Source organism: Paraburkholderia guartelaensis, from assembly GCF_004353905.1.
Taxonomy (GTDB): Bacteria; Pseudomonadota; Gammaproteobacteria; order Burkholderiales; family Burkholderiaceae; genus Paraburkholderia; species Paraburkholderia guartelaensis.
Window position 1 is genome coordinate 1 of sequence record NZ_SMOD01000001.1, and the last position, 24,739, is coordinate 24,739.

The following is a 24,739-nucleotide window of genomic DNA, read 5'->3' on the forward strand; positions in this document are numbered from 1 at the left end:
GGCGAGGGGGATGCGACGAAGCGAGGGGAAACGGGCGCGAACGGAGTTTGGGTGGCGCGAACGGTCGGCAGGCGGACCGCGCCACTCAACCCGTCGGCGCGCTTTCGATTTCCCGCAGGATCTCTTCGAACGGCGCCGGCTTGACCAGATGCCGGTCGAAGCCCGCCTCGCTCGCGGCCTGGCGGTCGCGCTCCTGGCCGTAGCCCGTGAGCGCGATCAATTGCGCGTGCGCAGTGGCCGGTTCGGCACGCAGCGCCTTCGCCAGCGCATGACCATCCATGCCGGGCAAACCGATGTCGAGAATCGCCACGTGAGGCAGGAAGCTCTGCGCGAGCGCGAGCGCGCTCGGGCCGTCGTGCGCCACACGCACCTCGTGGCCTTCGAGTTCCAGCAGCATGAGCAGCGAGGAAGCGGAATCGACGTTGTCGTCGGCGATCAGCACGCGGCGGCGCGGCGGGGCAGTTTGTTCCCCAGCGCTTTGCGTCTGATCTTGCGGCGCTTCACACTGCGGCGCCCGCGCGAGCGGCAGACGCACGACGAATTCCGAGCCGTGCCCAAGCCCGTCCGAATGCGCACTCACTGAGCCGCCATGCAGTTCCGCGAGTTCGCGCACGAGTGCGAGGCCGATGCCGAGACCGCCGTCGGCGCGCTTCACGGCTTCGCGCGACTGCATGAAAAGTTCGAACACGTAGGGCAGCTCGTCGGGTGCGATGCCGATGCCGTTGTCGCGCACGCGAATCAGGATCTCGTAGACGTCCGCTTCGAGCCGCAACGCGATCTGGCCGCCTTCGGCCGTGTACTTCGCGGCGTTGGAAAGCAGGTTGCTGATGATCTGGGCCACGCGTATCGCGTCGCCGGTTACATGGCACGGCTCGCAGTCGATCTCGACCGTGAGCGTTTGCGACTTCGCGTCGAGGAAGGGCCGGCTCGTTTCCACGGCGATCTGGACGATCTCGCGCAGGTCGAGCGTGCCCATCTGCAGCGCGATCTTGCCGTGCGAGATGCGCGAGACGTCGAGCAGGTCGTCGACGAGGCGGCCGAGATGCTCGACCTGGCGGCTCGCGATCTGCCGCGCGTCGGCGCGCATGGCGTCGTTCGCGCCGTGGCGCGGGTCGAGCAGTTCGATGGCGTTGCGAATCGGCGCGAGCGGATTGCGCAGTTCGTGCGCGAGCGTCGCGAGGAAGCGGTCCTTGCGGCGGTCGGCGTCGCGCAGCGCTTTTTCGGCCGCGTAGAGGCGCAGGAGCGCGCGCACGTTCGCCACCAGTTCGGCGGGCTCGACGGGCTCGGTGAGGTAGCTGTCGGCACCGCCGTCGAGCGCGAGAATCTTGTCGCGCGTCTGCACTGCGGCGGCGGAAGTTTGCAGTACGAGCGTGGAGTTTGTCTCCGGGTCCGCCTTGATGAGGCGGCACACCTCGATGCCGCTGATATCGGGCAGCTTCACGTCGAGCAGCACGATTGCAGGTGCCTGTTCGCGCACGGCTTCGAGCGCGGCCTGGCCTGTCGCGGCTTCGATCACGGCGTAGCCGGCGTGGCGCAGCACGCGCGACTTCACGTAGCGCGCGCCTTCGTTGTCGTCGACGTTGAGGATGAGCGTGGCGTGCGCGTTCATGGCGCCGCGTCCCCGGAGGTCTCGGGTTCGTCCTCGACGGACGTCGCGAGGCACACCGGCACGTTCAGGCGGAACGTCGAGCCCACGCCGGGCTCGCTTTCCACGCCCACTTCGCCGCCCAGCAGCGCCGCAAGCTTGCGGCACAGCGGCAGGCCAAGACCTGTTCCCTTCACACGCTGCTGGAGGCGGTTCTGCACCTGGCCGAACTCCTCGAAAATGATCTGGTGGTGTTCGGGAGCAATTCCGATGCCCGTGTCCGCAACGAAGAAGGTAATGCGCGCTTCGTCGCCGTCACCGGGCATGCACTGGGCGCCCACGCGAATCTGCCCGCGCTCGGTGTACTTGAGCGCGTTCGAGACGAAATTGCGCAGGATCTGCGTGAGTTTGGGTTCGTCGGTGTAAAGCTGCGGCAGACCTGCCGTGGAGCCGAATTCGAGCGTGACCTCCGGCGTGTCGAGCAGCGGCATGAGCATCGTGCGCAGCGCGGCGAAGAGGTCGGCGGGCTCGAACCACGCGGGCACGACTTCGGTCTTGCCGGCTTCGATCTTCGCGAGATCGAGCAGGTCGTTCACGGTTTCGCCCAGGCTTTCCGCAGACGAAAGAATCAGCTTGACCTGGCGCTCCTGCTCCACGCTCAGGTCGCCGTCGAGCCGGTTGAGCAGCAGGTTGGCGAGCGCGCGGATCGAACTGAGCGGCGTGCGCAGCTCGTGGCTCATGTTCGAGAGAAAGCGCGTTTTCATCATGTCGGCGCGGCGCAGTTCCTCGGCGCGCTCGTCGAGTTCCGCGTAGAGCGCCACCACGCCGCGGTTGGTCGCCTCCAGCTCCTGCGTGAGGCGCGAGAGTTCTTCCTGGCGTTCGCGCAGTTCGTCGAGCGCCGTCACGAGTTCGCGGTTCTGCTGCTGGAGTTCTTCGAGCGAGTCGCCGTGTGCGCCTTCCTGCGGACTGCGTGCGGCCAGTTCGCGCACGATGCGCTCGAGTTCCGGGCCGCTCGCCTCGCTGCGCTCGTGCGGCAAGTCGCGCGCCATGGTGACGATCGTGCCGCCCGTCGACGAGCGAATCTCGAAGCGGTCCATGAGGCGGCGGCTGCCCGTGATGCCGAGGCCCATGCCGCCCGGTGAGCGATAGGTGCCGTCGAGCACGGATTCGAGCTCGCGCACGCCGGGACCCCGATCGCTCACCTGCACGGCGAGCGCTTCGCGCGGCCGCTCGCCTTCCAGCGCGAAGGTGACTTCGCCGCCGCCCGCATATTCGAACGCGTTGCGGGCGATTTCGGAGACGGCGCTCGCAATGCGCGTCTGGTCGAGCGGCGAGAAGCCGAGGCCGGTGGCTAGCTCGCGCGCGCGGCGACGCGCGGCGACGACGTCCTGGGCGGTTTCAAGCCGGATGCGCAGCAGGGGCTTATTCATGATTCAACTGTACTCCGGGGCGTGCGCGCACGACGACGACGGTGGCGTCGTCGCGCCGGCGCGCGAAGTCTCGGTAGAGGACGGCCGCGATCACGACGGCGGGCTGATTGGCGAGTCCGGGCCAGGCGGCGAGGTCCCAGCGGGTGCCGATGCCGTCTGAGTGGAGGATGAGGAGCGCGTTTTCGCCCCACGTCAGCTCGAATTCCAGGGTGCCGCGCATCGTGTGGCCCACGATGCCGTTGCGCGAGACGAGTTGGTAACACTCGCGCGCGGAAGGTTCTGCGCTGGCGGGCCGATGCGCGTGGCCGGCTGAAGCGCGATTATCGATGGGGCGGCCCGCGCCATACGCGACGGCCGAGATATTGCCGGTGCCGCAGAACGCGAGTGCGCGGCGCGCGAGATCGATGCGCACGAGCGCGAGTGCCGCGCCGCGCGTGGGGCGCAGGGCCGCATGCGAGAGTTCCATGAGCGCGGCGGGCGCGAGACCGGCGCGGCGGCGCAGCACGTCGAGCGCGGCCACGGCGGCCACGTGGGCTTCGGCGCCGTGACCGAGGCCGTCGGCGAGTGCGAGCGTGAGGCCGCTCTGGTCGGCCTGCGCCTGCCAGCCGTCGCCGCTGACTTCCTCGCCTGGGTAAGGCACGCACACGGCGCCGATCTCGGGTCCGGTGAATGCCGCGTGCGCTGCGTTGCCGCCGCTCTTATGGACGAGCGCGCGCAACACCGTGCCCGCGCCCGGCTGCGAGTAAATGGCGAACTGGTTGGAGAGCCGCCGGATCGCGCCGAGCCCGGTGCCGGGCGTGCCGGTCGTGGAGTGGCCATCGGCCAGCGCAGCGCCCACGTCGGTCATACCGGGGCCGCCGTCGAGCGCGATCAGCTCCACTGCGCCGTCCAGTGCGCGCACGAGCAGCTCGCCGTGGCCGGCATGCTTCAGGATGTTGGTGGCGGCTTCTGTGAGCACGATCGCGAGGCGTCCCGCGTCGGTCTCGCTGAGCGCGGCGATGCGCGCGGCTTCGCTGGCGCCGCGGCGTGCAAAGGCGACGCTGCTGGCGTCGCCGATCTCGAAGGATCGGTGGGTGCCGCCGGCGTAACCGGCCGCGCCGTCTAGCGTACTTTCCATTTCGTGATGGTGACCGTCGTGCCGCCACCCGGAGTCGATTCGATCTTGAACTCGTCGCACAGGCGCCGCGAACCGCCGAGGCCCAGGCCGAGACCATTGCCGCTCGTGAAGCCGTCCTGCAGCGCGCGCTCGATATCAGCAATCCCCGGACCCTGATCGACGAACGAGAGCTGCAGTCCCACGCGCACGCCTTTCTCCAGCACTTCGAGGCGCGCATCGCCGCCGCCACCATGCTGCAGTGTGTTGCGTGCGAGTTCGCTTGCCGCCGTGACGAACTTGGTCTGCTCGATAAGCGAGAATCCTTGCGCGATGGCGGCGTCGCGCACGATCTGTCGCAGCCGGACGATTTCCTCGTCCGAACGCAGGCTCACTTGAGCCGCGAGCCTTCCGGTCGTGTCGTTGCTATTCATGATCGAACGCAAGAGACGTGCTAGCTAACGGAGTAAAGGGATTCATCGGAGCTGGCGCTGCTTGAGCAGCGCCATGCCTTTTTCGACATTCAGCGCGGTGCGCACGCCCGTGAGCGTGAGACCGAGTTCGACCAGCGTGATCGCCACGGACGGCTGCATGCCCACCACCACGGTCTGCGCGTCGAGCACCATCGCCATGGCGGCCGTGTTGCTGATCATGCGGCCGATGAACGAATCGACCACGTCGAGTGCCGAGATGTCGATCAGCACGCCCTTGGCCGACTCCTTCACGATGCGCTCGGTAAGGTCGTCCTGCAGTGTGATCGCGAGGCGATCGTGCATGTCCACCTGGATCGTGACGATCAGGCAGTCGCCGAGGCGCAGAATCGGAATGCGTTCCATCGTGTGCGGCTCCCGTGCGTCGCTTTGGCTCAATGGCGTTCAGGCCGAGGCCTTCGGCGTGGTGATGGTTGCGCCGATGCGCTGCAGCGCGATGACGAAGGCGTCGGCGAGCGTGGACTTGGTCGTGACGTTGCTGAGATCGACGCCCAGGTGCACGATGGTCTGCGCGATCTGCGGGCGGATGCCGCTGATGATGCAGTCCGCGCCCATGAGGCGCGCGGCGGCCACGGTCTTGAGCAGATGCTGCGCAACGAGCGTGTCGACGGTGGGCACGCCTGTGATGTCGATGATCGCGAGGCCCGCGCCCGTGTCGACGATCTTCTGCAGCAGGCTCTCCATGACGACCTGGGTGCGCGCGGAGTCGAGCGTGCCGATGAGCGGCAGCGCGAGGATGCCTTCCCAGAGCTGCACGACGGGCGTGGAAAGCTCCAGCAGCTCTTCCTGCTGGCGCGCGATGATCGCTTCGCGGCTCTTCTGGAAAATGTCGGTGGTATAGAGGCCGAAGCCGTCGAGCAGCAGGTTCACCTGCCAGCTCAGCTGGGCGAGTTCGGCGGGGTTGTGCGCATAGGCCGCGCGCAGGCGTGCGTAGAGCGGCTCCTTGAACGAGAACACGAAGGTGGCGGTCTCGACCGGCGTGTAGCCCTGACGCGCCCGATGCGCCGACATTTCCGCCAGGAAGGCGCGCACCGGCTCCCACTCCGGGCGGCCCGAATCGAAGGTTTCGGTGTTCGGCAGCGTGTCGAGGAAGACGTTGAGGAACGCAGAGAACTGCTCGCGAATTTCCCCTTCCATCGCGAGGCCGCGGCGCAGCGCGATCGGCAGATGCAGGCGCAGCCATTCGGCGAGCAGCGTGTCGCGATGCTGGCCGAGGATGTCCGCAATGCGAACCTGTTCCGGTGTGTTCATGCAATCTCCTGAGCGATGGGGGCGCGCCTCGTCGTCGAGACGAACCGCTGAACCTTACACCATCGTATCGATTCGATTCCAATTGAATCGATTACGCGGGCGTGCAAGGCGAGCGAACGGTCGGGCGTGCGGCTGCATGCTTTTTTCGTGCCCGGTTGCCTGTGCAACGGCTGCTGGGGCTGGCGTGCGCGGAATCCACCGCTTTGCCGTGACGCGCTTGTAGTTTTTACAGGCTGGAGGTGGGTGTTCGCGCGTGAGCGTTGCTGTGGGCGGGGCCGGGCACGATGGCCTGGCATGGTATGTGTCTTGCTTCACAGCTTGCGCCAATCACAGTCCGGTCCGCACCGAGGAGCACCGCAGCCATGGAGCCCGAATCCATTTCTCGCCAGCCATCGCCGTTATCGACGACGTCCGCGCCCTTGGGAGGCGCGCTCGCTTCTGGCGAGAGCGCGCTGGACGAGGGCGCCGACGATAGCGAAGGCGACCCGGTGCCGGCTGTGCTTTCGCGCCTTTCGTTTTGCGTGGCCTGGCTTTTCGGGCTCGAGGCGTTCCTCACCGAGTCAGATGCGCGGGCTCGCACGCCGCGCGCGTGAATGCACGAGCGGCACAACGATCCGACCTGAGTGCGCCTGACCCGCTAGACTGAGCGCTGGCGTGCGCTTGCGCGATGCGTGCGGCTTATCGATTTCGCGCCCGTGCGCCCCTCCCGCCATTGCCCAGAGATATCGATGACCAGGTTATTCCGCATGACCGCGCTTCTTGCGTGGTGTCTGTCGTTCCTGCCCGCTACGGCGGCGTTTGCTCAATCGGCCCAGGTGGACCAGTCGGACCCGCAGGCGCTCATCAAGACCGCCACGCAGCAGATCCTCGACGAAGTCCGCACGAAGGCCGTCGCGCCCGACGACATCGGGCGCATCCAGGATATCGTCAACCGCGACATTCTTCCGTACGTCGATTTTCGCCGCACCACGCGCCTCGCCATGGGGCCGCACTGGCGTACCACGACGCCTGAGCAGCAAGCGCAGATCGAGCAGCAGTTCCAGCTGCTGCTGATCCATCTCTACTCGGGAGCCATCGCGCAACTGAAGCCTGACCAGAAGATCGAGTACCCGCCCATGCGCAGCTCGCCAGGCGATACCGACGTGGTGGTGCGCACGCTCGCGCAAACCAGCAGCAATCCGATTGAAATCGATTACCGCCTGTACAAGACGCCGCAGGGCTGGCGCCTTTACGACCTGAACGTGCTCGGCGCGTGGCTGATCCAGACCTATCGCCAGCAGTTCAACGAGAAGATCCAGCAGGGTGGCGTGGACGGGCTCATCCAGTTCCTCACCGCGCGCAATCAGGAACTCGTGTCGGGCAAGACGCAAACGCAGTGACGCGTGGTTTTTGCGCCAGGCTCTCGCGACCTGCGAAAATCTGAGGCCGCGCCCGACACGCGCGGGCGCTGTACCATTTCGAGACGCGTCTCGTGCGCGTGGATGGGCCGCGCGCTTGCCCGAGCGAGCGCGGCCCGAGTGTTTCTTTTGTTTTTTCGCCGATCCGATCTGACATGAATTTCCCGCTGCCGCCGCAGGGCCGACGCAACCGGGTGTTTCCGCCAAGCCCGCCTACGCTGCACAGCCTCGCCTCCGTCATCACCGGCGTGGTCGTGGTGTGCGGCCTGTACTTCGGGCGTGCGGTGCTGATTCCCATTACGCTCTCGGTGCTGCTGAGCTTTCTGCTGGCGCCGCTCGTGACCACGCTGCGGCGCTTTCATTTGCCGCAGTTCCTCGCCATTCTCGTGGCGGTGCTGACCACCGTGCTCGCGCTCGCCGGCGTGGGCGCGCTGATCGCCGCGCAGATCTATCAGCTTTCGGCCTCCCTGCCGCAGTACCAGGAAGAGATCGAGCAGAAAGTGCAAACGGTGCAGGAAAAGACCGTGGGCCGCGCCGATTCACTCATGTCGCGCGCCGCCACCGCACTCCAACGCGTGACGCCCACGCCGCCGCCCGCGCCGCCGCAGCCGCGCGGGCGCGCGGCGCGCAACCAGCCGCAGCAGCCCATGCCGGTGGAGATCCACAATCCCGCGCCCACGCCGCTCACGCTCGCGCAAAAGGCGCTAGCCCCGGCGATCGCGCCGCTCGAGACGACCTTCATCGTGCTCGTGGTGACGATCTTCATCCTGTTCCAGCGCGAAGACCTGCGCGACCGGCTCATCAGCGTGTTCGGCTCCGACGACCTGCACCGCACGACGACCGCCATCAACGACGCCTCGCAGCGGCTCTCGCGCTACTTCGTCGCGCAGCTCGGTGTGAATGTGACGGTGGGCGGGGTGATCGCGCTGGGGCTGGCGGGCATCGGCGTGCCGGGCGCGCTGCTGTTCGGCGCGGTGGCGGCGCTCATGCGCTTCGTGCCGTACATCGGTATCTGGATCGCCGCGGCCATGGCGACGATCGTCGCCGCGGCCACGCAGCCGCAATGGACCATGGGCGTGACGACGCTGATCTTCTTCATCGTCGTGGATGTGGTGGCGGGGCAGTTCGCCGAGCCGATGCTCTATGGCAAGCGCTCGGGCCTCTCGCCGCTTGCCGTGGTGGTGGCGGCGATTTTCTGGAGCTGGCTGTGGGGGCCCGTGGGGCTCGTGCTTTCCACGCCGCTCACGCTGTGCATCGTCACGCTGGGCCGCTACGTGGACCGGCTGAACTTCCTCACGATCCTGCTCGGCGACCAGCCCGCGCTCACGCCCGCGCAGACCTGCTACCAGCGCCTGCTCGCCGACGATCCACATGAAGCGCTGCTGCAGGCGGACCGGCTGCTCACGAGCATGCCGCTCATCGACTACTACGAGCAGGTGGTGTTCGAGGGCCTGCGCTTCGCGCGCAACGACGCCATGCGCGGCGTGCTGCCCGGCGAGCAGGTCGCGCGCATCAACCAGGCGCTGCTCGATATCGTCGAGGATCTCGAATCCGTAGACGATTCGCGTCACGCCGCGCCCGCGGAGGAGAGCGCAAAGAGGTCCGTCGAGGGCGCCGACGAAGGCGCGAGGGTGATCGAGTTCACGCTCTCGCCGGACGCGGGCGAGGTGCTCTGCGTGCCAGGACGCGGCGCGTTCGACGACGTGGCGGTGGCGATCGTCGGCCAGTTGCTCATGCGGCGCAATATTCCCTGCACGGCCACCACCTACGACGAAGTGCGCGCCACGCGCGGCGCCATGATCGACGAGCGCTCGCCGGCCATCTGCGTGGTGTCGCTCGATGCGCCCGAGTCGGCGCCGTACCTGCGCAATCTCGTGCGGCGCCTGCGCGAGCGCGCGCCCGACGCGACCATCGTGGTGGGCATCGGCGCGGGGCTGCGTGACGATGGCGCGGGCATTGCCGACGACCCCGGCACGCTCTTCCCGATCTCGCTGCGCAACCTCGTGGAAGAATGCGGCGCGGCACTCGTGCCGGCACACGCGCCGCTTTCAGAAAAGAGGGAGCCAACGCCCGATATGCAAGATAAATATAGTGCGGGAGCGAAATTGTGACAGTCACGCCCGTGTCACATTGAACCTCGAATATATGCGGCCCTGTGCCCCTGGTTGCGGCATGAAAGTTACTGGGAGACGACATTGCTGAGCCCTAAGGAATTCGCCACGCTGATGCTGGTCCGCCATTCGCCGGATCAGATCGACATGAATCGCCAGGAACTGGACACGCTGCTCGAACGTCAGCTGGTTGCGCTCGAGCAATGGACGGAAGGTCACCGCCGGCTGTCGCTCACGATTGCCGGCCGCTCGCTGCTCGAAGCAGTCGGGCGGCTGGAGTATGTGACGGGTCTGCCCGAAGGGTTTGGCAACGAGCGCCTCGCTGCCGGCCTTTGATGCTTGTTTGATTCTTGCGCAGTGAGCCTGCGTGCGGCCCGGTTCTCCATGGAGCCGGGCCGTGTCTTTATGCGAAACACATTTGCCATGCATAAAATTATTGAGGCATGCCAGGCAATTGTGTGCTTTTGCCCACGTCTGAGGGCGTGATCGTCTTGTGTCCCCCAAAGGACGCTGATAGGCTGATTCAATTCTCCGGCGGCACCAAGCGAAGGCCGGTACACGCTGTCTTACGGAAGGATTGCGGCAGGCGTTTTCCTGTACGGGTATTTCCCCATCGCCCGGCTTGGTGGCGCTCGTCAAACTGACTCCATCCTCCAGAGTCTTTCCCAACTCACCTACCCCCTAAAGCAAAAGGAGGATCTATGGCAAAGCGTATTGCCTACGTGACCGGCGGCATGGGCGGCATTGGAACGGCCATCTGCCAGCGTCTGCACAAGGATGGCTACACGGTGGTCGCGGGCTGCGGCCCGAACTCGCAGCGCAAAACGCGCTGGCTGGACGAGCAGAAGGCGCTTGGCTACGAGTTCGTCGCGTCCGAAGGCAACGTGGCCGACTGGGATTCCACGGCCGCCGCGTTCGAGAAGGTGAAGAAGGATGTCGGCGAGATCGACATCCTGGTCAACAACGCCGGCATTACGCGCGACGTCGTCTTCCGCAAGATGACGCACGAGGACTGGGTCGCGGTGATCGACACCAATCTCACGAGCCTCTTCAACGTAACGAAGCAGGTCATCGACGGCATGATCGAGCGGGGCTTTGGGCGGGTGATCAACATTTCGTCGGTGAACGGGCAGAAAGGCCAGTTCGGTCAGACGAATTACTCCACGGCCAAGGCCGGCATTCACGGCTTCACCATGGCGCTCGCGCAGGAAGTGGCGACCAAGGGCGTGACGGTCAATACCGTTTCGCCCGGCTATATCGGCACGGACATGGTGAAGGCGGTGAAGCCCGAAGTGCTCTCGAAGATCGTCGACAGCATTCCGGTGCGGCGCCTCGGCGAGCCGCAGGAAATCGCCTCGATCGTGGCCTGGCTCGCGTCCGACGAAGCGGGCTTCTCGACCGGCGCGGACTTCTCGCTCAACGGCGGCCTGCACATGAGCTGAGTGTTGCCGCGGCTTCTCGCGCGGTGCTTGTGAGCACAACGAAGTGATCTGGCGGGAGTGGCGATATGCCGGCTCCCGCTTCGCATTTTGGGGCGCCTAATTCGGTAGTTCGATTTCAAAAATCGCCCCGCCTTCAGGCGATCGCTCATACCTGACGTCGCCCTGATGCGCCATCGCAATTGCCCGCACAACCGACAGGCCCAGCCCGGTCCCGCCTGATACCCGCGAGCGGGAGGCTTCCGCGCGCGTGAACGGATCGAACGCATGCGGCGCGAAGTCCTCGCTCAGTCCCGGGCCGGCATCCTCGATGCGAATCAGGACGCGCTCATCCGTCGTACGCACGGCAATCCGCAAATAGCCTGGCCTCGCATAGCGGCGCGCGTTGTCGAGCAGCGCGAGCACCGCCTGGCGGATGCGCGCCGCGTCGCAGTGCACGACGACCGGTGCAAGCGTCAACTCGAGTTCGAGATCCGCGCTTTCCAGCACGTTGCGCATCGACTCGACCGCGCGCCGGACCTCATGGCTCACGTCGGTCGGTGCGAGCAGCATGTCGAGCCGGCCGCTGTCCTGCAGCGTGACCACACGCAGATCGTCGACGAGGCGGCCCAGGCCTTCGACGTGCAGCAGCAGATTGCGCAACTGCGCTTCGTCCGGGGAGAACACGCCATCGATCATGCCTTGCAGGCGGCCTTGCAGGATCGTGAGCGGCGTGCGCAGTTCGTGCGCGATCGCCGCGTTCCACGCGGCCATATTCCCCACCATGTCTTCCAGCTTCATGGCCATCGAGTTGAAGTCGTCGACCATGCGCGCCGTCTCGCCGAGCGAGCGATCGCCCGGAATCGCGCGCGCCGTGAGGTCGCCCGTGGCGATGCGGCGCGCACCCTCTGCGAGCGAATTGAGCGGCGCGAGAATGCGGCGTGCGAGCCGCAATGCGATCAGTACAGCGACGATGAGTCCGCACAGCGCCACCACAGCGAAAATCAGATAGTCGGGTGCCTGGGGAAACAGCGAGTCGGGAGGTCCGGGTGTTGGTGGCGGATCGAACGCGAACATCAGGTCGTAGAAGATGAATGACCCGACGAACACGATCAGCGTCGTGATCACCGACACGAGGCCTGTCGTGAGTACGATCTGCTTGCCAAGCTTGCTACGGCGGCTCATTGCGCGTTCCCGAACCGGTAGCCGACGCCGCGGACCACCGTGATGGCGTCGCTCTTGCCAGCCTGCTCGAGTTTTTTGCGCAGGTTGCTCATGTGACTGTCAACGGTGCGCTCGAGCGCGTCGCTGCCGGGCAGACAGGCGTCCACGAGTTCGCTGCGACTGAACACCCGGTTGGGCGATTTCATCATGTGCGCGAGGATGCGGAACTCGGTCAGCGTGAGCGCAAGCGATGTGCTGCCGCCGCCCGTGTGGACACTTGCCTGGTAGCTTTCCGTGTCGATCTCGAGCGCGCCGGCGCGCAGTACACGTTGCGCACGCAGGCCGCTCGTGCGACGCAATACAGCGTGCACGCGCGCCACCACTTCGACGGGGTTGAAGGGCTTGACGATGTAGTCGTCTGCGCCGAGGCGAAGGCCCTGCAGGCGGTCGATGTCCTCGTCGAGCGCCGTCAGCATGATGACCGGCGTGTTGCCGCGGCGGCTCAGTTCGGCGAGTACCGCCCAGCCGTCACGGCGCGGCATCTTCACGTCGAGCAGCACGAGATCGGGCTTGATCGAGGGTTGAATGTCGATGGCGACCTGGCCATCGGCAGCCCGGTAGGTGCGGAACCCTTCGCGCACGAGATAGGCGTCTAGGATTTCGGCGATCTCAGGTTCGTCTTCGACGATCAGGATCAGCGCGTTCGTCATGGCAGCGATCTTGGGCAAACACATTTAAGCCAGCCATGTTCTCACATCCGCGCGGGCGGTCCGACAGTCTCCACGATATCTCCATGAATTCTCCATCTGGCGTGGAGGGCGATGGCGCACGATTTCGCGGTATCGACATTATTCCAGGGATATCTGGCATGCGTTTTCTGAAAAGAGGGGCCGCCGTCGAGGCGGAGCGCTGGTTCGGGCCCGGCGGGCATCCGCGCGTGGTGCTGCGCACTGACGGCTGGGCGGTTGCAACGCCAGAAGGCTGGCGCGAGGTCAAGTCCGGCGACTGGATCCTCACCGACGAAACCGGCAACTCGTGGCCGATGAGCGACACGCAGTTCAAGTCCCTCTACGCGCCGGCGTGAGCGCCGCCGCGCGACTGTGCGCCGTCCTCAGGCACGGCAACGCAACAGCGAGTCTGCCCGCGCGGCGGCTCGCCCGATATCAGGTGTGCAATCCACAATGAAGCATACGAGCATCGGTCTCGCGGTCGCGACCGCGATGATCCTGAGCGCCTGTGGCGCGAAGACAGAGACGCCGCGAAGCGAGGCCGCCGCCGGCCTGCCTGTGAGTGTGATCGCGCTGCGGGCCCAGGCGGTTCCCCTCACGAGCGAGCTGCCCGGCCGGGTCGTTGCGTCCGAGGAAGCGGAGGTGCGTCCGCAGGTGGGCGGCATCATCCAGCGCAGGCTGTTCGTCGAGGGCGGCGAGGTCAAAGCGGGCCAGCCGCTCTATCAACTCGACCCCGCGCCGTACCGCGCCGCGTACGACAGTGCGCGTGCGGCCCTGCAAAAGGCGCAGGCGGCAGTGCCGGGCGCCCGCGCGACGGCCGATCGCGACCGCGAGCTGGTCAAACTCAACGCGATCAGCAAGCAGGACTACGAATCGGCAATCGACACGCTCGCGCAGGCGCAGGCGAGCGTGGCCGCCGCGCAGGCCGCACTGGAGACGGCGCGCATCAACCTCGACTACACGACGATACGCGCGCCGATCTCGGGGCGTATCGACAAGTCCGCGCTCACGCCTGGCGCGCTGGTTACGGCCGGCCAGAGCACCGCGCTGACCACGATTCATCAGATCGACCCCGTCAACATCGACGTCACGCAGTCGAGCGCGAGCCTGCTCGACCTGCGCGCCGCGATCGCGTCGGGGCGCATTCATGCGGCCGGCGACCATATCCCGGTACGCGTGCGGCTCGAAAACGGCGCGCTGTATCCGCTCGCTGGACAACTGGCCTTCGCGGAGTCGAGCGTCAGTACGACCACCGGCACCTACACGATGCGCGCGATGCTGCGCAATCCGTCGAGCCTGTTGCTGCCCGGCATGTATGTGCGCGCAATCGTCGAGGAAGGGACCGTGCCGCACGGCTTTCTGATCCCGCAGCGTGCCGTGAGCCGCAACGCGCGCGGCGAGCCCACTGCGCTCTTCGTGGTCGGCAAGCGAGTGGTCGAGCGCACCTTTGCGGGCGCGCGTGAGGTTGGCAACGATTTGCTCGTGCCAGGCGGCGTGCAGGACGGCGATCTGCTGATCGTCGAGGGCAGCCAGCAGGTGCGTGCCGGCGATGCCGTGAGTGCCGTGCAGGTCGCGGTGAATCCGGCCACGGGCGAAGTCGCGCCCCAGGTGGATGCCGCCGCTAACGGCGCCAGTGCCGAAGCGCAGCACGGAGGCTGAGGCATGTCCGCATTTTTCATCAGGCGCCCCGTGTTCGCGTGGGTAATCGCCATCGTCGTGATGCTCGGCGGCCTGCTCGCGCTTCGCACGCTGCCCGTCGCGCAGTATCCCGAGATCGCACCGCCCACGATCTCGATCGCCGCAACCTATCCGGGCGCGGACGCCGCCACCGTCGAAAACTCGGTCACGCGCGTGATCGAGCAGGGCATGACCGGGCTCGACCATCTTCAGTACATGAACGCCTCGTCCGATTCGACGGGGCAGGTCGAGATCCGACTGACCTTCACCAACGCCGCGAATGCGGACGTCGCGCAGATGCAGGTGCAGAACAAGCTGCAGCTCGTCACTTCGCAACTGCCGTCGATCGTGCAGAGCACAGGCCTCACGGTCACGAAGTCATCGGCGAGCTTTCTGATGGTGATCGGTTTCGTCTCGACGGACGGACGTCTTTCCGCGACCGATCTCGACGACTACGTCGACAGCACGCTCAACGACGTGATCAAGCGGGTGCCGGGCGTGGGCAACACGCAGCTCTTCGGCTCAGGCTACGCCATGCGCATCTGGCTCGATCCGGACCGGCTCGCGCAGCACGCGCTGATGCCGGGCGATATCGAAACGGCGATCAAGGCGCAGAACACCCAGGTCTCGGCGGGCCAGCTCGGCGCGCAGCCCGCGCGCCCGGGCCAGCAGTTCAACGCGACGGTCACGGCGCAGAGCCGCCTGCGCACACCGGAGCAGTTCGGCGCGATCATCGTGAAGAGCGCGACCGATGGCGCGGTCGTGCGCCTGCGCGACGTCGCGCGCATCGAAACGGGCGCGCAGAGCTATACCGACGCGTCGGCGTACAACGGCATGCCCGCTTCGGGCCTGGGCCTGAACCTCGCCACGGGTGCGAACGCGATCGCCACCGCGAAGGCGGTGAGGGCAGCGATCGATCAGCTCGGCAGCACACTGCCGGCGGGCGTAAAGGTCGTCTATCCGTACGACACGACGCCGTTCGTGCAACTGTCGATTCACGAGGTGCTCAAGACGCTCGTCGAGGCGATCGTGCTCGTGTTCGTCGTGATGCTGGTGTTCCTGCAGAACTTGCGGGCGACGCTGATTCCCGCGCTCGCGATTCCGGTCGTGCTGCTCGGCACGCTCGGCGTGCTCGCGGTGTTCGGCTACTCGATCAACACGCTGACGATGTTTGCGATGGTGCTCGCGATCGGCCTGCTCGTCGACGATGCCATCGTCGTCGTGGAGAACGTCGAACGCGTCATGAACGAGGAAGGACTCTCGCCGCGCGAGGCGACCCTGCGCTCGATGAAGGAGATCACCGGCGCGTTGATCGGCATCGCGACCGTGCTTTCTGCCGTGTTCGTGCCGATGGCGTTTTTCTCGGGCTCGACCGGCGTGATCTATCGGCAGTTCTCGGTGACCATCGTGACGGCCATGCTGCTGTCGGTGCTGGTCGCGCTCGTGCTCACACCCGCGCTGTGTGCGACGCTGCTCAAGCCGTCTGCGGGCCACGCCGCGACGCGCGGTTTCTTCGGCTGGTTCAACCGCAATTTCGAGCGCGGCGCGCATGCGTATCGCGGCACCGTCGGGCATGTGCTCGTGCGCGGCAGACGCTTTCTCGTGCTGTTCGGCGTGCTCACGCTCGCGATGTTCTGGATGTTCGGCCGGCTGCCCAGCGCTTTCCTGCCGGACGAGGATCAGGGCATTCTGATCACGACCGTGCAGTTGCCGGCCGGCGCGATGCAGGACCGCACCGAACGCGTGCTCGCACAAGTGCAGGACTACTACCTGAAGCAGGAAGGCGACGCGGTGGAAGGCGTGATGACCGTGGCCGGATTCGGCTTCGGCGGCTCGGGGCAGAACGTGGGCATCGCCTTTGTCCGCCTCAAGGACTTCGATGAGCGGCGTGGCGAGCGTCTGGGTTCGGCGCAGGTGGCGGCCCGCGCCAACGCCGCGTTCGCGACGATCCGCGATGCGCAGGTCTACGCGCTGCAGCCGCCGGCGATCGAGGGCATGGGCACGTCCACCGGCTTCGACTTCTTCCTGGAAGATACGAACGGCGCGGGGCACGCGAGCCTGCTGGCGACGCGCGACCGTCTGCTGGCGGCCGCTGCGAAAAGCCCGACGCTCGCCAACACGCGCCCGAACGGTCAGGACGACACACCTCAGTACGCGGTCGATATCGATCAGGCCAAGGCCAGTGCACTCGGCATCACGCTCTCGGACATCAACACGACGCTGTCGGTCGCGTGGGCCAGCGACTATGTCAACGACTACATCGATCGCGGCCGCGTCAAGAAGGTTTATCTGCAGTCGGATGCGGATTTCCGCATGCAGCCGCGCGACCTCGAGCGCTGGCAGGTGCGCAACGCGAGCAGCACGATGGTGCCGTTCTCGTCGTTCGCGAGCGGCCACTGGACCTATGGGCCCGCCCGGCTCGAGCGCTACAACGGCATGGCCGCCGTCGAAATCCAGGGCGAGGCCGCGCCCGGCGTGAGCTCCGGCGCGGCCATGAGTGAGATCGACCGTCTCGTGACGGGTCTGCCGCGCGGCTATCACCACGAATGGACTGGACTCTCGTACCAGGAACGGCTCTCGGGCGATCAGGCCGCGGCGCTGTATGCGATCTCGGTGCTGGTGGTGTTCCTGTGCCTCGCCGCACTCTATGAAAGCTGGTCGATTCCGTTCGCGGTGATGCTCGCAGTGCCGATCGGCATTGTCGGCGCGCTGTTGGCGGCGCTGCTCGCGGGGCAAGCCAACGATGTCTATTTCAAGGTCGGCCTGCTGACGACCATCGGTCTCGCGGCCAAGAACGCCATCCTCATCGTCGAGTTCGCGCTGGAGCGCGAGGCGGCCGGCGCGAGCCTGCTGGAGGCGACGCTCGACGCCGCGAAGCAGCGTTTGCGGCCGATCCTCATGACCTCGTTCGCGTTCATCCTCGGCGTCGCACCGCTCGCGGCGGCGACCGGTGCGGGCTCGGGCGCGCAGAACGCGATCGGCATCGGCGTGATGGGCGGGATGATCGCCTCGACGGCGCTCGGCATCTTCTTCGTGCCGCTGCTGTTCGTGAGCGTGCGCGCGGCAGTCAAGGTGCGGCGGCGCGCCGTCGACGAGGACAGCCAGTGAGCGCGCGGGCACCCATACGCAGGGCAATCATGAACAGGCAGGCAATGAAGAATCGTAGGGATGAGGCGCACGCGCGCGGCGTCCAGTTGCGTGTCGGCGCGCAAGCGGTGCGCTCGGCGCTCGGGGCATTCGTCGCGAGCGCGTTGCTCGCCGGCTGCGCGGTCGGCCCGGACTATCACGCACCTTCGCTCGCGGTGCCGGCACGATGGTCCGCGGCGCCTGCGGATGAGCACAGCGCGGTCGTCGAATCGCCCGCGCAGCTCGCTCAATGGTGGCGGCGGCTCGGCGACCCGCAGCTCGACCGGCTGATCGACGAGGCAGTGGCGGGCAATCTTGACGTCGCGAGCGCGCGCGCGAAGCTGCGTGAGGCGCGCGCGAGCTACAGGCAGGCCGGCGCGGCGCTTTGGCCGTCATTGACTGGCTCGGGGTCCGCGAAACGCGCCGGCAGCGGCGCGCAGACGGCGAGTTCGAGTACGACGTCGGACAGCGCAACATCCAGTTCGACGCTGACGAGCGCGGGCAGCCCCTATTCGACCTTCCAGGCGGGCTTCGACGCAAGCTGGGAACTCGACCTGTTCGGCGCAAACCGGCGCGCCACCGAAGCCGCGAAGTACGGTCTCGACGCGGCAGGCTGGAATGTGCGCTCGACGCAGCTCACGCTGATCGGCGATGTCGCGACCTACTACGTGGCGGCACGCGGCTATCAGGCGCGGCTTGCACTGGCGCGCGACACGGCCGCTTCGCAGCAGGAGACGGCGCGGCTCACGCACGCGCGCTTCGAAGCGGGCGCTGCGTCGGCGCTCGACGCCGCGAATGCGCAGGGACTTGCGCAGACGACGCTCGCTACCATCCCGGCGCTCGAAAGCGCGTACGCGCAGGCGGTGCACAGCCTCTCCGTGCTGACGGGGCAGCCGCCAGACGCGTTGGATTCACGCATGGCGCAGGCCACACCGATTCCGGTGCCGCGCTTGCCGATTCCCGCCGGCGTACCCGCCGACGTGCTGCTTGCGCGTCCCGATGTCCGGCTCGCCGAGCGCCAGTACGCGCAGTACACCGCGAAAATCGGACAAGCCGAGGCGGCACGCTATCCGAGCGTGAGCCTGACCGGCAGCGTGGCGACCTCGGGCACGCAGTTCGGCGACCTCGGGCGGCGTTCGACGATCGGCTGGTCGATCGGGCCAACGCTTAGCCTGCCGCTCTTCAATGCGGGCAAGCTCAAGGCGGCGGTGGAGGTCGCCGAGGCCCAGCGCGACCAGTATTTCGTCGCCTACCGGCTCGCGGTTCTCAATGCGCTCAAGGACGTCGAGAACGCGAGCGTCGCGTTGTCGCGCGAGAGTGCGCGCGTCGAGGCGCTGCGTGCTTCCGCGGCCTCGTATCGCGAGGCATCGACGCTCGCGCACGCGCTGTATGGCGCGGGATCGACGGGCTTCCTCGACGTGCTGATCGCGGAGCGTTCGCTGTATTCGGCGCAGGACTCGCTGATTCAGAGCGAGGTGCTTGTCACGACCGAGTACGTCTCGCTGAACAAGGCGTTGGGCGGTGGTTGGGACGGCGCGGCCGACGTTGACGCGCAATGAGCATGATAGTGAATACGAACAGGGAAGCGATGCGAGACTTTACGGGCGACGAGGCCGTGCTCCTGGTTCACGGACTCGGTGGAACGCGCAACGATCTTGGCAACCTGAGAAGGAAGCTTGCGACTGAAGGCAGGCAGATCTACGACCTGCTTCTGCCCGGCCACGGTGGCAGGCCTGACGATCTGCGAGACATCGATTGCGAAGTCTGGATCGACGCCGTGCAGCGCAAGGTGTCGGAGTTGCGGCGCGACTACACGACCGTGCACGTTCTTGGCCTCTGCATGGGCGCGCTGCTCGCACTCGAAACGGCGAAGCGCGGCCTGATTGGTGCCAACGGGCGGGACCGGCTCGTGCTGCTTGCGCCGCCCGTCTTTCTCGACGGCTGGTCACTGCCCTGGTATCGGGCGATCCGGCATCTCGTCTATCGCATCCCGCTGCTTGCACAAGCGATCCGGATTCGCGAGTCATTTCCGTTCGGCGTCAAGAACCGGCGCGTGCGCGGCCTGGTGGAACGCAAGCTGCGGTGCGACGAGAGTTTCCACTATTCGTGGGTGCCCTTGCGCTCGATCCGCGAACTCGACCGGCTGCGTACGCGAGCGCTCGTCGATATCGAACGTGTCGCGTGCCCGACGCTGATCGTCCATTCAATCGATGATGAATTGACCAGCGTGCGATCGGCGCAAACGCTGCGCGACCGCATCAATAGCGGACGCAACGCACCGCCGGCACAGCTCCGGATTCTCTCGGACAGTTATCACATGATTTGCATCGACAATGAGCGCGATCACGTCGCTGGCCATGTCAAGGCGTTCCTCGCGCCAGTGCAGGCGTAAACGGGAGTCGGGCGAGGTTGGATGAATCGTGGCGGCATGCATGCCGCCCGGTTGTCCTGTATTCAGGGATTATCCGCGCCCGGATTCGCTCGACAGGACCCGTGCGATGTTGTGTTCGATTTGCCTGTTCATCTCTGCGATCAAGGCCTGGCGACGACGAAAGGCCGAGCGTTTGTTCGACGGGACTTCCGTGATTTCGCGGTGTCTTGGCGCGCGTGGCAACTCGAATAGGCCGTCGGCTTCGATCCCGCCGAGTTCACGCCAGAAGGCATCGTAATCTGCTACGAACACGTCGGCCTTGGCACTGGAGATGTGTGCGTGGCGGGCGATCGCTGTCAACCGCGCGATGCCCAGACAGCGACCTAGCGCGCAGACCGCTTCGATCACGGCTGCCTTGGGGCGTAAGCCATTGCCGGTGCGGGTTGCCGCGCGCACGCGTTCGCGCTGAGTCCCTGAAGGCCCTTGTAGCCCTCCGATAAACAGTTCAACGTGTGCGTTTGCTCGCTCGAGGAGCGTCACGGTTGCCCACGCGAGATCGATGCCGTCGGCGGCGTCGCGGAAAGCGACGGTCAGCAGGCCTTCGCGTCGACAGCGCGTGACCTTGCGCAACTCGACGCAGAACGTGTCGTGTTGTGCAAGCACGTAGGATTCCTCTTCGACATAGAGACGATGTAGAAACTGTGTGTCGAGCAAACGAGACGCGAGCGCGAAGTGGTCGCGAAGCGCCGCTGCACGCACGGTTGCGGACGCGCGTATATCGCCGAAGCTGTGAAACGGCAACTCTGCGACACGGCGGTCCCGTCGAACCAGGTCGGCGAGCAACGGATTGCCCGCGAGCGCAGCGAACCAGTGGCGTGCGGCGCGAGGATGCGCGACGGCGTAAAGCCAGATTCGAGTACGCCGAAAGTGCGCGCCAAAGCTGGAGCCCGGGATGGCTTCGCGCATCAGGGCCTGCATGAATTTGACGGTGCTGCTGGGTTCGAATGAGGCCAAGGTCGATCTTCCATGTACCCGCGACGCGCGTCTTGCTCATTGCGTCGCCACACGTGATTGCGCAACGATGGCTTTTTGATGAGCACAGCACGTGTGCCCGCGCCGCACAGGGAGAACGTCCGCGTAGCGGGGCAGCGGCTCGACGCGGCGCAGCCGGGTTGCGATGAGCAGGTGTGCAAGAGCAGAGAGGGGATTCGTCGCGCTGATGGCAGCACAGCGATCCACGTCGGGGATGGTGCAGCGAACGTCTCAAGCCTTTATCGAGATCTGGTTGAGATTCGATGGAGGCGTGAGCTGCAATTGCGATCGAGTTGATGTGGGCACAAGGACTCAGTGGTGCCCGGGCGCCGTCTTTTGCTTTTAAGTTGGGCTACGAGTCATTATCGCGTGGCGATGGCGGCAATGAGCAGTATGCACGCACTGGTAGACGCAACCGTTCGCACATGGTTCCAGACGGTCCAGTCCTGCACGTAGCGCGCCCACAGCGTGGCGCCCTCGGCACTTGAAGGGTCTACGTTTGCGAGTGCGTCATTGAGTGGCACATTGAAGACTAACGTGACCACGAACATGCCGACAACGTAGATCGCGCCGGCTGCCAGCATGGAAAACGTACCGGGTTGGCCTAAACGGAACAACGCGAGAATCACTAGCGCGACAGCGGTGAGCGTAGTGCCAAAGAAGACCGCCATGAACGGCGATTTCACGATCTGTGTATTGATCGCGTTCATCGCCGCGATGCCGGCTGCCGCCGGTATGCGTGCGAGCGACGCCATGACGAAAGTCGAAAAGGCGAAATACACGCCCGCGAGCATTCCGCAACCGATGGCCGAGAACCAGAGCAGGCCGGATGTGAGGACCTGTCTCATGACTCAGCCTTTCCACACGCCTGTTGCGACGATAAGAACGGGAAGCTCGGGCATGGGGGTCTCCTTCTCATAAATACGAGAAAGTCTCGTATTTTAAGAATACGATAGACTCTCGCATTTGGAAGGTCAAGGCATTTCTGGAGGCGGGATGGCAAAGGGAAAGGCCAGAACGGAAAGCAATGGGGACGTACCCGCCACCTCGGGCCTGGCGCGGCTCGTTCCGACTCAACAGCGCAGTCGTGAGCGCTTCGAGCGCGTGCTTGCCTGCGCCGCGGAAGTGATGGCGGAAAAAGGCAGCGAAGCTTTCCGGATGAGCGATATCGTCGACCGCACGGGTATTTCCTTCGGCTCGCTTTACCAGTACTTCCCCGACAAGACGGCGATCATCGGTACTCTGGCCGAGCGCTATAACGCGGTTGGGCATGACTGCGTGCGACGCGATCTGGCCACGATGAAGGGGATCGCAGACCTGCATGACACGCTATGCCGCATCACCGATAGCTACTATCAGATGTTCCTCGACGAGCCGCTGATGCGGGACATCTGGCATGCGACGCAGGCTGACCGCGTGCTGCAAAAGCTCGATGAAGAGGACAGCGCCATGCTTGCCGATATCTTCACCACTGCTTTGCGCGGTATTGAACCGGGTGTGCCGAAGGCAACGCTGTCCGCATTTTCGCAGTTGACGATGATCCTCATCGCGGCGGCGGTCCGCCACGCCATCACCTTGCGTCCAGCGGACGCACGTCGATTCCTCACGCTCTTCAAGAGAACGCTTCCGACCGATCTGTCGATTCTGGATGCCTAGTGCCGTCGGCCTGATCAACGTCCCGTAAGGATCACGGGGCGAGCGAATCGATCCATGTAGCCACGGCGGCATTCACGTCGTCCGTGCGGTCCTGCATGATCCAGTGCCCCGCGTTGGACCATGCGTGCACTCTCGACTTTGGGTGGGAAAACCATGGCCGCATGCGCTCGGCCTGGGCTGGGTCGACACACAGGTGATAGAAGGGGACCTGCAGGCTCGCGCAGAATTTCGCGCTCGCTTCTCCGATGCCAATCTGATCGAGGCCGAAGAACAAAGGGGCGAAGGATTCGCGAATGACGTGCAGCGGCATAGCGTTCAACCGGCTCGCATGCCGGCGCTTGTGAGCCGGATCGGTCCCGGGTCCGTAGACGCGCTCGAACAAGGCCGCAACGACCGCGCGCGGATCGGCCGCGTTCAGATCGCGCGCGGTTTCTTCGAAGACTTCAGCGGCATCGCTCGAAAAGCCGAGTGCCCCGTCAACGGAGACGACAGCGCTAACCAGGTCGGGCCGGCGCGCCGCGAGACGGGCTGCGATCTGGCCGCCCATCGAATGTCCCACGATGATGAATGGTTCGCTCGAGTAGCGCGTCGCTATTAGCGTCTCGATGTCGGCAACATAGTTCTCCGGCGCATAAGCACCGGACGGCGGGACGTCGGACGCTCCGTGTCCGCGCAGGTCGACGGCAACAACGTGATACCGGCTTTCGAAGAAAGGCAACTGCCCGCTCCAGTCCTGGGAGTCGCAGGTCCAGCCGTGCAGGAACATCACATTTTTCCCTGCGCCGCGGTCTGTTGAAGAAAGTCGTGCTGTGGATACGTCTGCTGGAATAGTGAAATCGGCTACGTCGAGTCCTGTCGAAATGCTCGGGCCTGCTTCCATTCTGTATTCTCCGTGGTGATCGAGCCGATCGAGCGCGTTGCGCGCCAGCAGCGGAATTCAGGCCTCGGGCTCGAAGCAATATGCGTGATACTCATGGTATACGTTGGAGATCTACGGTCAATTACGCACCACGAAGTGCGTAGATATACAGGAGGATATCTGCATGGCTTGCGAGGTTGACGCAGTATTCTTTGCGGACTGTGCCGCGCGTTCGTTTTTTGATCAGGTGGCCAACAAGTGGTCGGTGATGATCCTTACGCTGCTCACGGAGAAGCCGACACGGTTCAATGAAATCAAACGGCGGCTGGAAGGCATCACACACAAGGCGCTCACGCAGGCCCTGCGGCGTCTCGAACGTAATGGTTTGATCGCGCGCGAAGTGATCAATGCTTCGCCGGTGGCTGTCGAATATTCGATTACCGAATTAGGGCGCACGCTGCAGGTTCCGTTTGGCGCCGTATATGATTGGTCGATCAGGCATCTGGACGAGATCGAGCACGCCCGCGATGCCTACGACCAAAAAGAAGGCCGGTGACAAACTGGATCGCGAGGCGTACTTGCAGCTCCGGAGCATAGCCGGAGAACTCCGATTCAACAGGACTTCTAAAGGTCTCGGCAAGCCTGTGGACGATGTCAACGAAGCGGCGAATCGGCGGTCGGAATCCAGATCGTGGAAGTCGCTTCGTGGAATTGCTCCGGCCCGCCCTTCGGCGGCCAGATGCCGTCGGCATACGATTTAGCGCGAATCGCGATGCGCTCGTCGAGGCTGTTCCAGGGCCAGATATGCGTGATGCGCGGCGCACCATCGAGCGCATACATATTGAGCGTCAACGGCGAGCGTTTTGAGCGCTCGGGCATCGCCGCCTCCCATGCCTCGATGGTCGGCGTCAGTCCGCCTGGCTTGAGCCAGTAGGTGCGGAACTCGTAATATTTGCCGAAGATTCCCGGTTCGACGGCCGGGAGGAACGGAAAACCGGCGTAGCTCTCGCTCTCGAATGTACACGCACTGCTCGCGGCCCCAAACGGATCGGAATGGTGCAACGCGCGGTACCGCTCCCGCGCCAGTTCTTCCGCATCGGCGAAGCCGCGCAGAACGCGTACGCTTCCAAGCCGGCCGTTTTCCGAGGTCCAGATCCCGAGCCTGCGTCCCGTGGCCACCGGACGATTGAGCCACGTCTGCGCATTCGCGATCACCTGGGGAAGCTTCAAAATGTGCGACGACAGCGTAGTCAGTTCGTAAAGCATATCGAATCTCCTGAGTCCATGAACGCCCCTTCGGATGTCCATGACGAACGAGATTAGACTGGTCCCGTTCAGAAGCGAATTCCC

The 24,739-nt window shown here is 65.2% G+C and carries 24 protein-coding genes; 12 read left to right on the forward strand and 12 right to left on the reverse strand.

The annotated features are described in order from the left end of the window. Positions 1 to 85 precede the first annotated feature (85 nt). Genes E1N52_RS00005 through E1N52_RS00030 form a run of 6 tightly spaced genes read right to left on the reverse strand, consistent with a single transcriptional unit; the run spans position 86 to position 5,850 of the window. The gene (locus tag E1N52_RS00005; protein ID WP_133179022.1) at positions 86 to 1,609 is read right to left on the reverse strand and encodes an ATP-binding response regulator; all 1,524 of its coding nucleotides are present in this window, start codon (positions 1,607 to 1,609) and stop codon (positions 86 to 88) included. After that, positions 1,606 to 3,015 (reverse strand): sensor histidine kinase, encoded by a 1,410-nt coding sequence (locus E1N52_RS00010; protein WP_133179023.1) that lies wholly within the window; start codon positions 3,013 to 3,015, stop codon positions 1,606 to 1,608. Before E1N52_RS00010 ends, E1N52_RS00005 begins: the two co-directional genes overlap by 4 nt. Next, positions 3,008 to 4,132, reverse strand: a complete 1,125-nt coding sequence (locus E1N52_RS00015) for an ATP-binding protein (RefSeq protein WP_133179024.1) — start codon at positions 4,130 to 4,132, stop codon at positions 3,008 to 3,010. The genes E1N52_RS00010 and E1N52_RS00015 overlap by 8 nt, the downstream gene beginning before the upstream one ends. Beyond that, positions 4,117 to 4,542, reverse strand: coding sequence for an anti-sigma regulatory factor (locus tag E1N52_RS00020; RefSeq protein ID WP_133179025.1), 426 nt, complete (start codon positions 4,540 to 4,542; stop codon positions 4,117 to 4,119). Before E1N52_RS00020 ends, E1N52_RS00015 begins: the two co-directional genes overlap by 16 nt. Before the next feature lie 42 nt (positions 4,543 to 4,584). Next, entirely contained in the window at positions 4,585 to 4,944 is a 360-nt protein-coding gene (locus E1N52_RS00025; RefSeq protein ID WP_133179026.1) for an STAS domain-containing protein, read from the reverse strand. A gap of 39 nt (positions 4,945 to 4,983) precedes the next feature. After that, positions 4,984 to 5,850, reverse strand: a complete 867-nt coding sequence (locus E1N52_RS00030) for an STAS domain-containing protein (RefSeq protein WP_133179027.1) — start codon at positions 5,848 to 5,850, stop codon at positions 4,984 to 4,986. A 362-nt stretch (positions 5,851 to 6,212) separates the two neighbouring features. Here E1N52_RS00030 and E1N52_RS00035 point away from each other — a divergent pair, with 362 nt between their 5' ends. The 5 genes from E1N52_RS00035 to E1N52_RS00055 all read left to right on the forward strand — a co-directional run bounded on the left by E1N52_RS00035 (position 6,213) and on the right by E1N52_RS00055 (position 10,800). Then, on the forward strand, positions 6,213 to 6,443 hold the full coding sequence (locus tag E1N52_RS00035; protein WP_133179029.1) for a hypothetical protein: 231 nt from the start codon (positions 6,213 to 6,215) through the stop codon (positions 6,441 to 6,443). Between the two features lie 153 nt (positions 6,444 to 6,596). Beyond that, entirely contained in the window at positions 6,597 to 7,229 is a 633-nt protein-coding gene (locus E1N52_RS00040) for an MlaC/ttg2D family ABC transporter substrate-binding protein (protein WP_246088892.1), read from the forward strand. A gap of 173 nt (positions 7,230 to 7,402) precedes the next feature. Further along, a complete protein-coding gene (locus E1N52_RS00045) occupies positions 7,403 to 9,358 on the forward strand; it encodes an AI-2E family transporter (protein ID WP_133179033.1) in 1,956 nt (651 codons plus the stop codon). Positions 9,359 to 9,442: 84 nt separating this feature from the next. Next, a complete protein-coding gene (locus E1N52_RS00050) occupies positions 9,443 to 9,694 on the forward strand; it encodes a hypothetical protein (RefSeq protein ID WP_165979300.1) in 252 nt (83 codons plus the stop codon). Between the two features lie 365 nt (positions 9,695 to 10,059). Beyond that, positions 10,060 to 10,800: a 3-ketoacyl-ACP reductase gene (locus E1N52_RS00055; protein WP_133179035.1), complete on the forward strand. Its 741-nt coding sequence runs from the start codon at positions 10,060 to 10,062 to the stop codon at positions 10,798 to 10,800. 96 nt (positions 10,801 to 10,896) lie between these two features. Here E1N52_RS00055 and E1N52_RS00060 read toward each other — a convergent pair whose 3' ends face one another. Together E1N52_RS00060 and E1N52_RS00065 are read right to left on the reverse strand one after the other, a co-directional pair. Continuing rightward, a complete protein-coding gene (locus tag E1N52_RS00060) occupies positions 10,897 to 11,961 on the reverse strand; it encodes an ATP-binding protein (protein ID WP_133179037.1) in 1,065 nt (354 codons plus the stop codon). Beyond that, the gene (locus E1N52_RS00065) at positions 11,958 to 12,650 is read right to left on the reverse strand and encodes a response regulator (RefSeq protein WP_133179039.1); all 693 of its coding nucleotides are present in this window, start codon (positions 12,648 to 12,650) and stop codon (positions 11,958 to 11,960) included. The genes E1N52_RS00060 and E1N52_RS00065 overlap by 4 nt, the downstream gene beginning before the upstream one ends. Before the next feature lie 158 nt (positions 12,651 to 12,808). Between E1N52_RS00065 and E1N52_RS00070 the strand changes: the two genes are divergently transcribed. The 5 genes from E1N52_RS00070 (at position 12,809) to E1N52_RS00090 (ending at position 19,863) form a co-directional block, all read left to right on the forward strand. Continuing rightward, positions 12,809 to 13,024 (forward strand): hypothetical protein, encoded by a 216-nt coding sequence (locus tag E1N52_RS00070; RefSeq protein ID WP_133179041.1) that lies wholly within the window; start codon positions 12,809 to 12,811, stop codon positions 13,022 to 13,024. 97 nt (positions 13,025 to 13,121) lie between these two features. Continuing rightward, on the forward strand, positions 13,122 to 14,327 hold the full coding sequence (locus E1N52_RS00075; protein WP_133179043.1) for an efflux RND transporter periplasmic adaptor subunit: 1,206 nt from the start codon (positions 13,122 to 13,124) through the stop codon (positions 14,325 to 14,327). 3 nt (positions 14,328 to 14,330) lie between these two features. Then, positions 14,331 to 17,453, forward strand: coding sequence for an efflux RND transporter permease subunit (locus tag E1N52_RS00080; RefSeq protein WP_133179045.1), 3,123 nt, complete (start codon positions 14,331 to 14,333; stop codon positions 17,451 to 17,453). Positions 17,454 to 17,497: 44 nt separating this feature from the next. Beyond that, complete coding sequence (locus E1N52_RS00085; protein WP_133179047.1) at positions 17,498 to 19,030, forward strand: efflux transporter outer membrane subunit; 1,533 nt, start codon at positions 17,498 to 17,500, stop codon at positions 19,028 to 19,030. 8 nt (positions 19,031 to 19,038) lie between these two features. Continuing rightward, the gene (locus E1N52_RS00090) at positions 19,039 to 19,863 is read left to right on the forward strand and encodes an alpha/beta hydrolase (protein WP_246088893.1); all 825 of its coding nucleotides are present in this window, start codon (positions 19,039 to 19,041) and stop codon (positions 19,861 to 19,863) included. 69 nt (positions 19,864 to 19,932) lie between these two features. Here E1N52_RS00090 and E1N52_RS00095 read toward each other — a convergent pair whose 3' ends face one another. Beyond that, positions 19,933 to 20,856: a VirK/YbjX family protein gene (locus E1N52_RS00095; protein WP_133179049.1), complete on the reverse strand. Its 924-nt coding sequence runs from the start codon at positions 20,854 to 20,856 to the stop codon at positions 19,933 to 19,935. A gap of 380 nt (positions 20,857 to 21,236) precedes the next feature. Next, positions 21,237 to 21,722 (reverse strand): anthrone oxygenase family protein, encoded by a 486-nt coding sequence (locus tag E1N52_RS00100; protein ID WP_133179051.1) that lies wholly within the window; start codon positions 21,720 to 21,722, stop codon positions 21,237 to 21,239. Between the two features lie 148 nt (positions 21,723 to 21,870). On the opposite strand from E1N52_RS00100, the gene E1N52_RS00105 reads away from it, so the two are divergent. Then, the gene (locus tag E1N52_RS00105) at positions 21,871 to 22,530 is read left to right on the forward strand and encodes a TetR/AcrR family transcriptional regulator (RefSeq protein ID WP_133179053.1); all 660 of its coding nucleotides are present in this window, start codon (positions 21,871 to 21,873) and stop codon (positions 22,528 to 22,530) included. 31 nt (positions 22,531 to 22,561) lie between these two features. Here E1N52_RS00105 and E1N52_RS00110 read toward each other — a convergent pair whose 3' ends face one another. Beyond that, the gene (locus E1N52_RS00110) at positions 22,562 to 23,296 is read right to left on the reverse strand and encodes an alpha/beta fold hydrolase (RefSeq protein ID WP_246088894.1); all 735 of its coding nucleotides are present in this window, start codon (positions 23,294 to 23,296) and stop codon (positions 22,562 to 22,564) included. A gap of 277 nt (positions 23,297 to 23,573) precedes the next feature. On the opposite strand from E1N52_RS00110, the gene E1N52_RS00115 reads away from it, so the two are divergent. Continuing rightward, complete coding sequence (locus E1N52_RS00115; protein ID WP_133179057.1) at positions 23,574 to 23,945, forward strand: winged helix-turn-helix transcriptional regulator; 372 nt, start codon at positions 23,574 to 23,576, stop codon at positions 23,943 to 23,945. Between the two features lie 98 nt (positions 23,946 to 24,043). On the opposite strand, the gene E1N52_RS00120 is transcribed toward E1N52_RS00115, so the two are convergent. Next, positions 24,044 to 24,655, reverse strand: a complete 612-nt coding sequence (locus E1N52_RS00120; RefSeq protein WP_133179059.1) for an NIPSNAP family protein — start codon at positions 24,653 to 24,655, stop codon at positions 24,044 to 24,046. Between the last annotated feature and the right edge of the window lie 84 nt (positions 24,656 to 24,739).

Coding starts and splice junctions, on each gene's coding strand:
- E1N52_RS00065 (WP_133179039.1), bottom strand. CDS start 12,650: ATGACGAACGCGCTGATCCTGATCGTCGAAGACGAACCTGAGATCGCC.
- E1N52_RS00010 (WP_133179023.1), bottom strand. CDS start 3,015: ATGAATAAGCCCCTGCTGCGCATCCGGCTTGAAACCGCCCAGGACGTC.
- E1N52_RS00085 (WP_133179047.1), top strand. CDS start 17,498: ATGAAGAATCGTAGGGATGAGGCGCACGCGCGCGGCGTCCAGTTGCGT.
- E1N52_RS00110 (WP_246088894.1), bottom strand. CDS start 23,296: ATGTTCCTGCACGGCTGGACCTGCGACTCCCAGGACTGGAGCGGGCAG.
- E1N52_RS00040 (WP_246088892.1), top strand. CDS start 6,597: ATGACCGCGCTTCTTGCGTGGTGTCTGTCGTTCCTGCCCGCTACGGCG.
- E1N52_RS00060 (WP_133179037.1), bottom strand. CDS start 11,961: ATGAGCCGCCGTAGCAAGCTTGGCAAGCAGATCGTACTCACGACAGGC.
- E1N52_RS00105 (WP_133179053.1), top strand. CDS start 21,871: ATGGCAAAGGGAAAGGCCAGAACGGAAAGCAATGGGGACGTACCCGCC.
- E1N52_RS00070 (WP_133179041.1), top strand. CDS start 12,809: ATGCGTTTTCTGAAAAGAGGGGCCGCCGTCGAGGCGGAGCGCTGGTTC.
- E1N52_RS00055 (WP_133179035.1), top strand. CDS start 10,060: ATGGCAAAGCGTATTGCCTACGTGACCGGCGGCATGGGCGGCATTGGA.
- E1N52_RS00005 (WP_133179022.1), bottom strand. CDS start 1,609: ATGAACGCGCACGCCACGCTCATCCTCAACGTCGACGACAACGAAGGC.
- E1N52_RS00035 (WP_133179029.1), top strand. CDS start 6,213: ATGGAGCCCGAATCCATTTCTCGCCAGCCATCGCCGTTATCGACGACG.
- E1N52_RS00100 (WP_133179051.1), bottom strand. CDS start 21,722: ATGAGACAGGTCCTCACATCCGGCCTGCTCTGGTTCTCGGCCATCGGT.
- E1N52_RS00045 (WP_133179033.1), top strand. CDS start 7,403: ATGAATTTCCCGCTGCCGCCGCAGGGCCGACGCAACCGGGTGTTTCCG.
- E1N52_RS00020 (WP_133179025.1), bottom strand. CDS start 4,542: ATGAATAGCAACGACACGACCGGAAGGCTCGCGGCTCAAGTGAGCCTG.
- E1N52_RS00075 (WP_133179043.1), top strand. CDS start 13,122: ATGAAGCATACGAGCATCGGTCTCGCGGTCGCGACCGCGATGATCCTG.
- E1N52_RS00115 (WP_133179057.1), top strand. CDS start 23,574: ATGGCTTGCGAGGTTGACGCAGTATTCTTTGCGGACTGTGCCGCGCGT.
- E1N52_RS00080 (WP_133179045.1), top strand. CDS start 14,331: ATGTCCGCATTTTTCATCAGGCGCCCCGTGTTCGCGTGGGTAATCGCC.
- E1N52_RS00030 (WP_133179027.1), bottom strand. CDS start 5,850: ATGAACACACCGGAACAGGTTCGCATTGCGGACATCCTCGGCCAGCAT.
- E1N52_RS00120 (WP_133179059.1), bottom strand. CDS start 24,655: ATGCTTTACGAACTGACTACGCTGTCGTCGCACATTTTGAAGCTTCCC.
- E1N52_RS00015 (WP_133179024.1), bottom strand. CDS start 4,132: ATGGAAAGTACGCTAGACGGCGCGGCCGGTTACGCCGGCGGCACCCAC.
- E1N52_RS00025 (WP_133179026.1), bottom strand. CDS start 4,944: ATGGAACGCATTCCGATTCTGCGCCTCGGCGACTGCCTGATCGTCACG.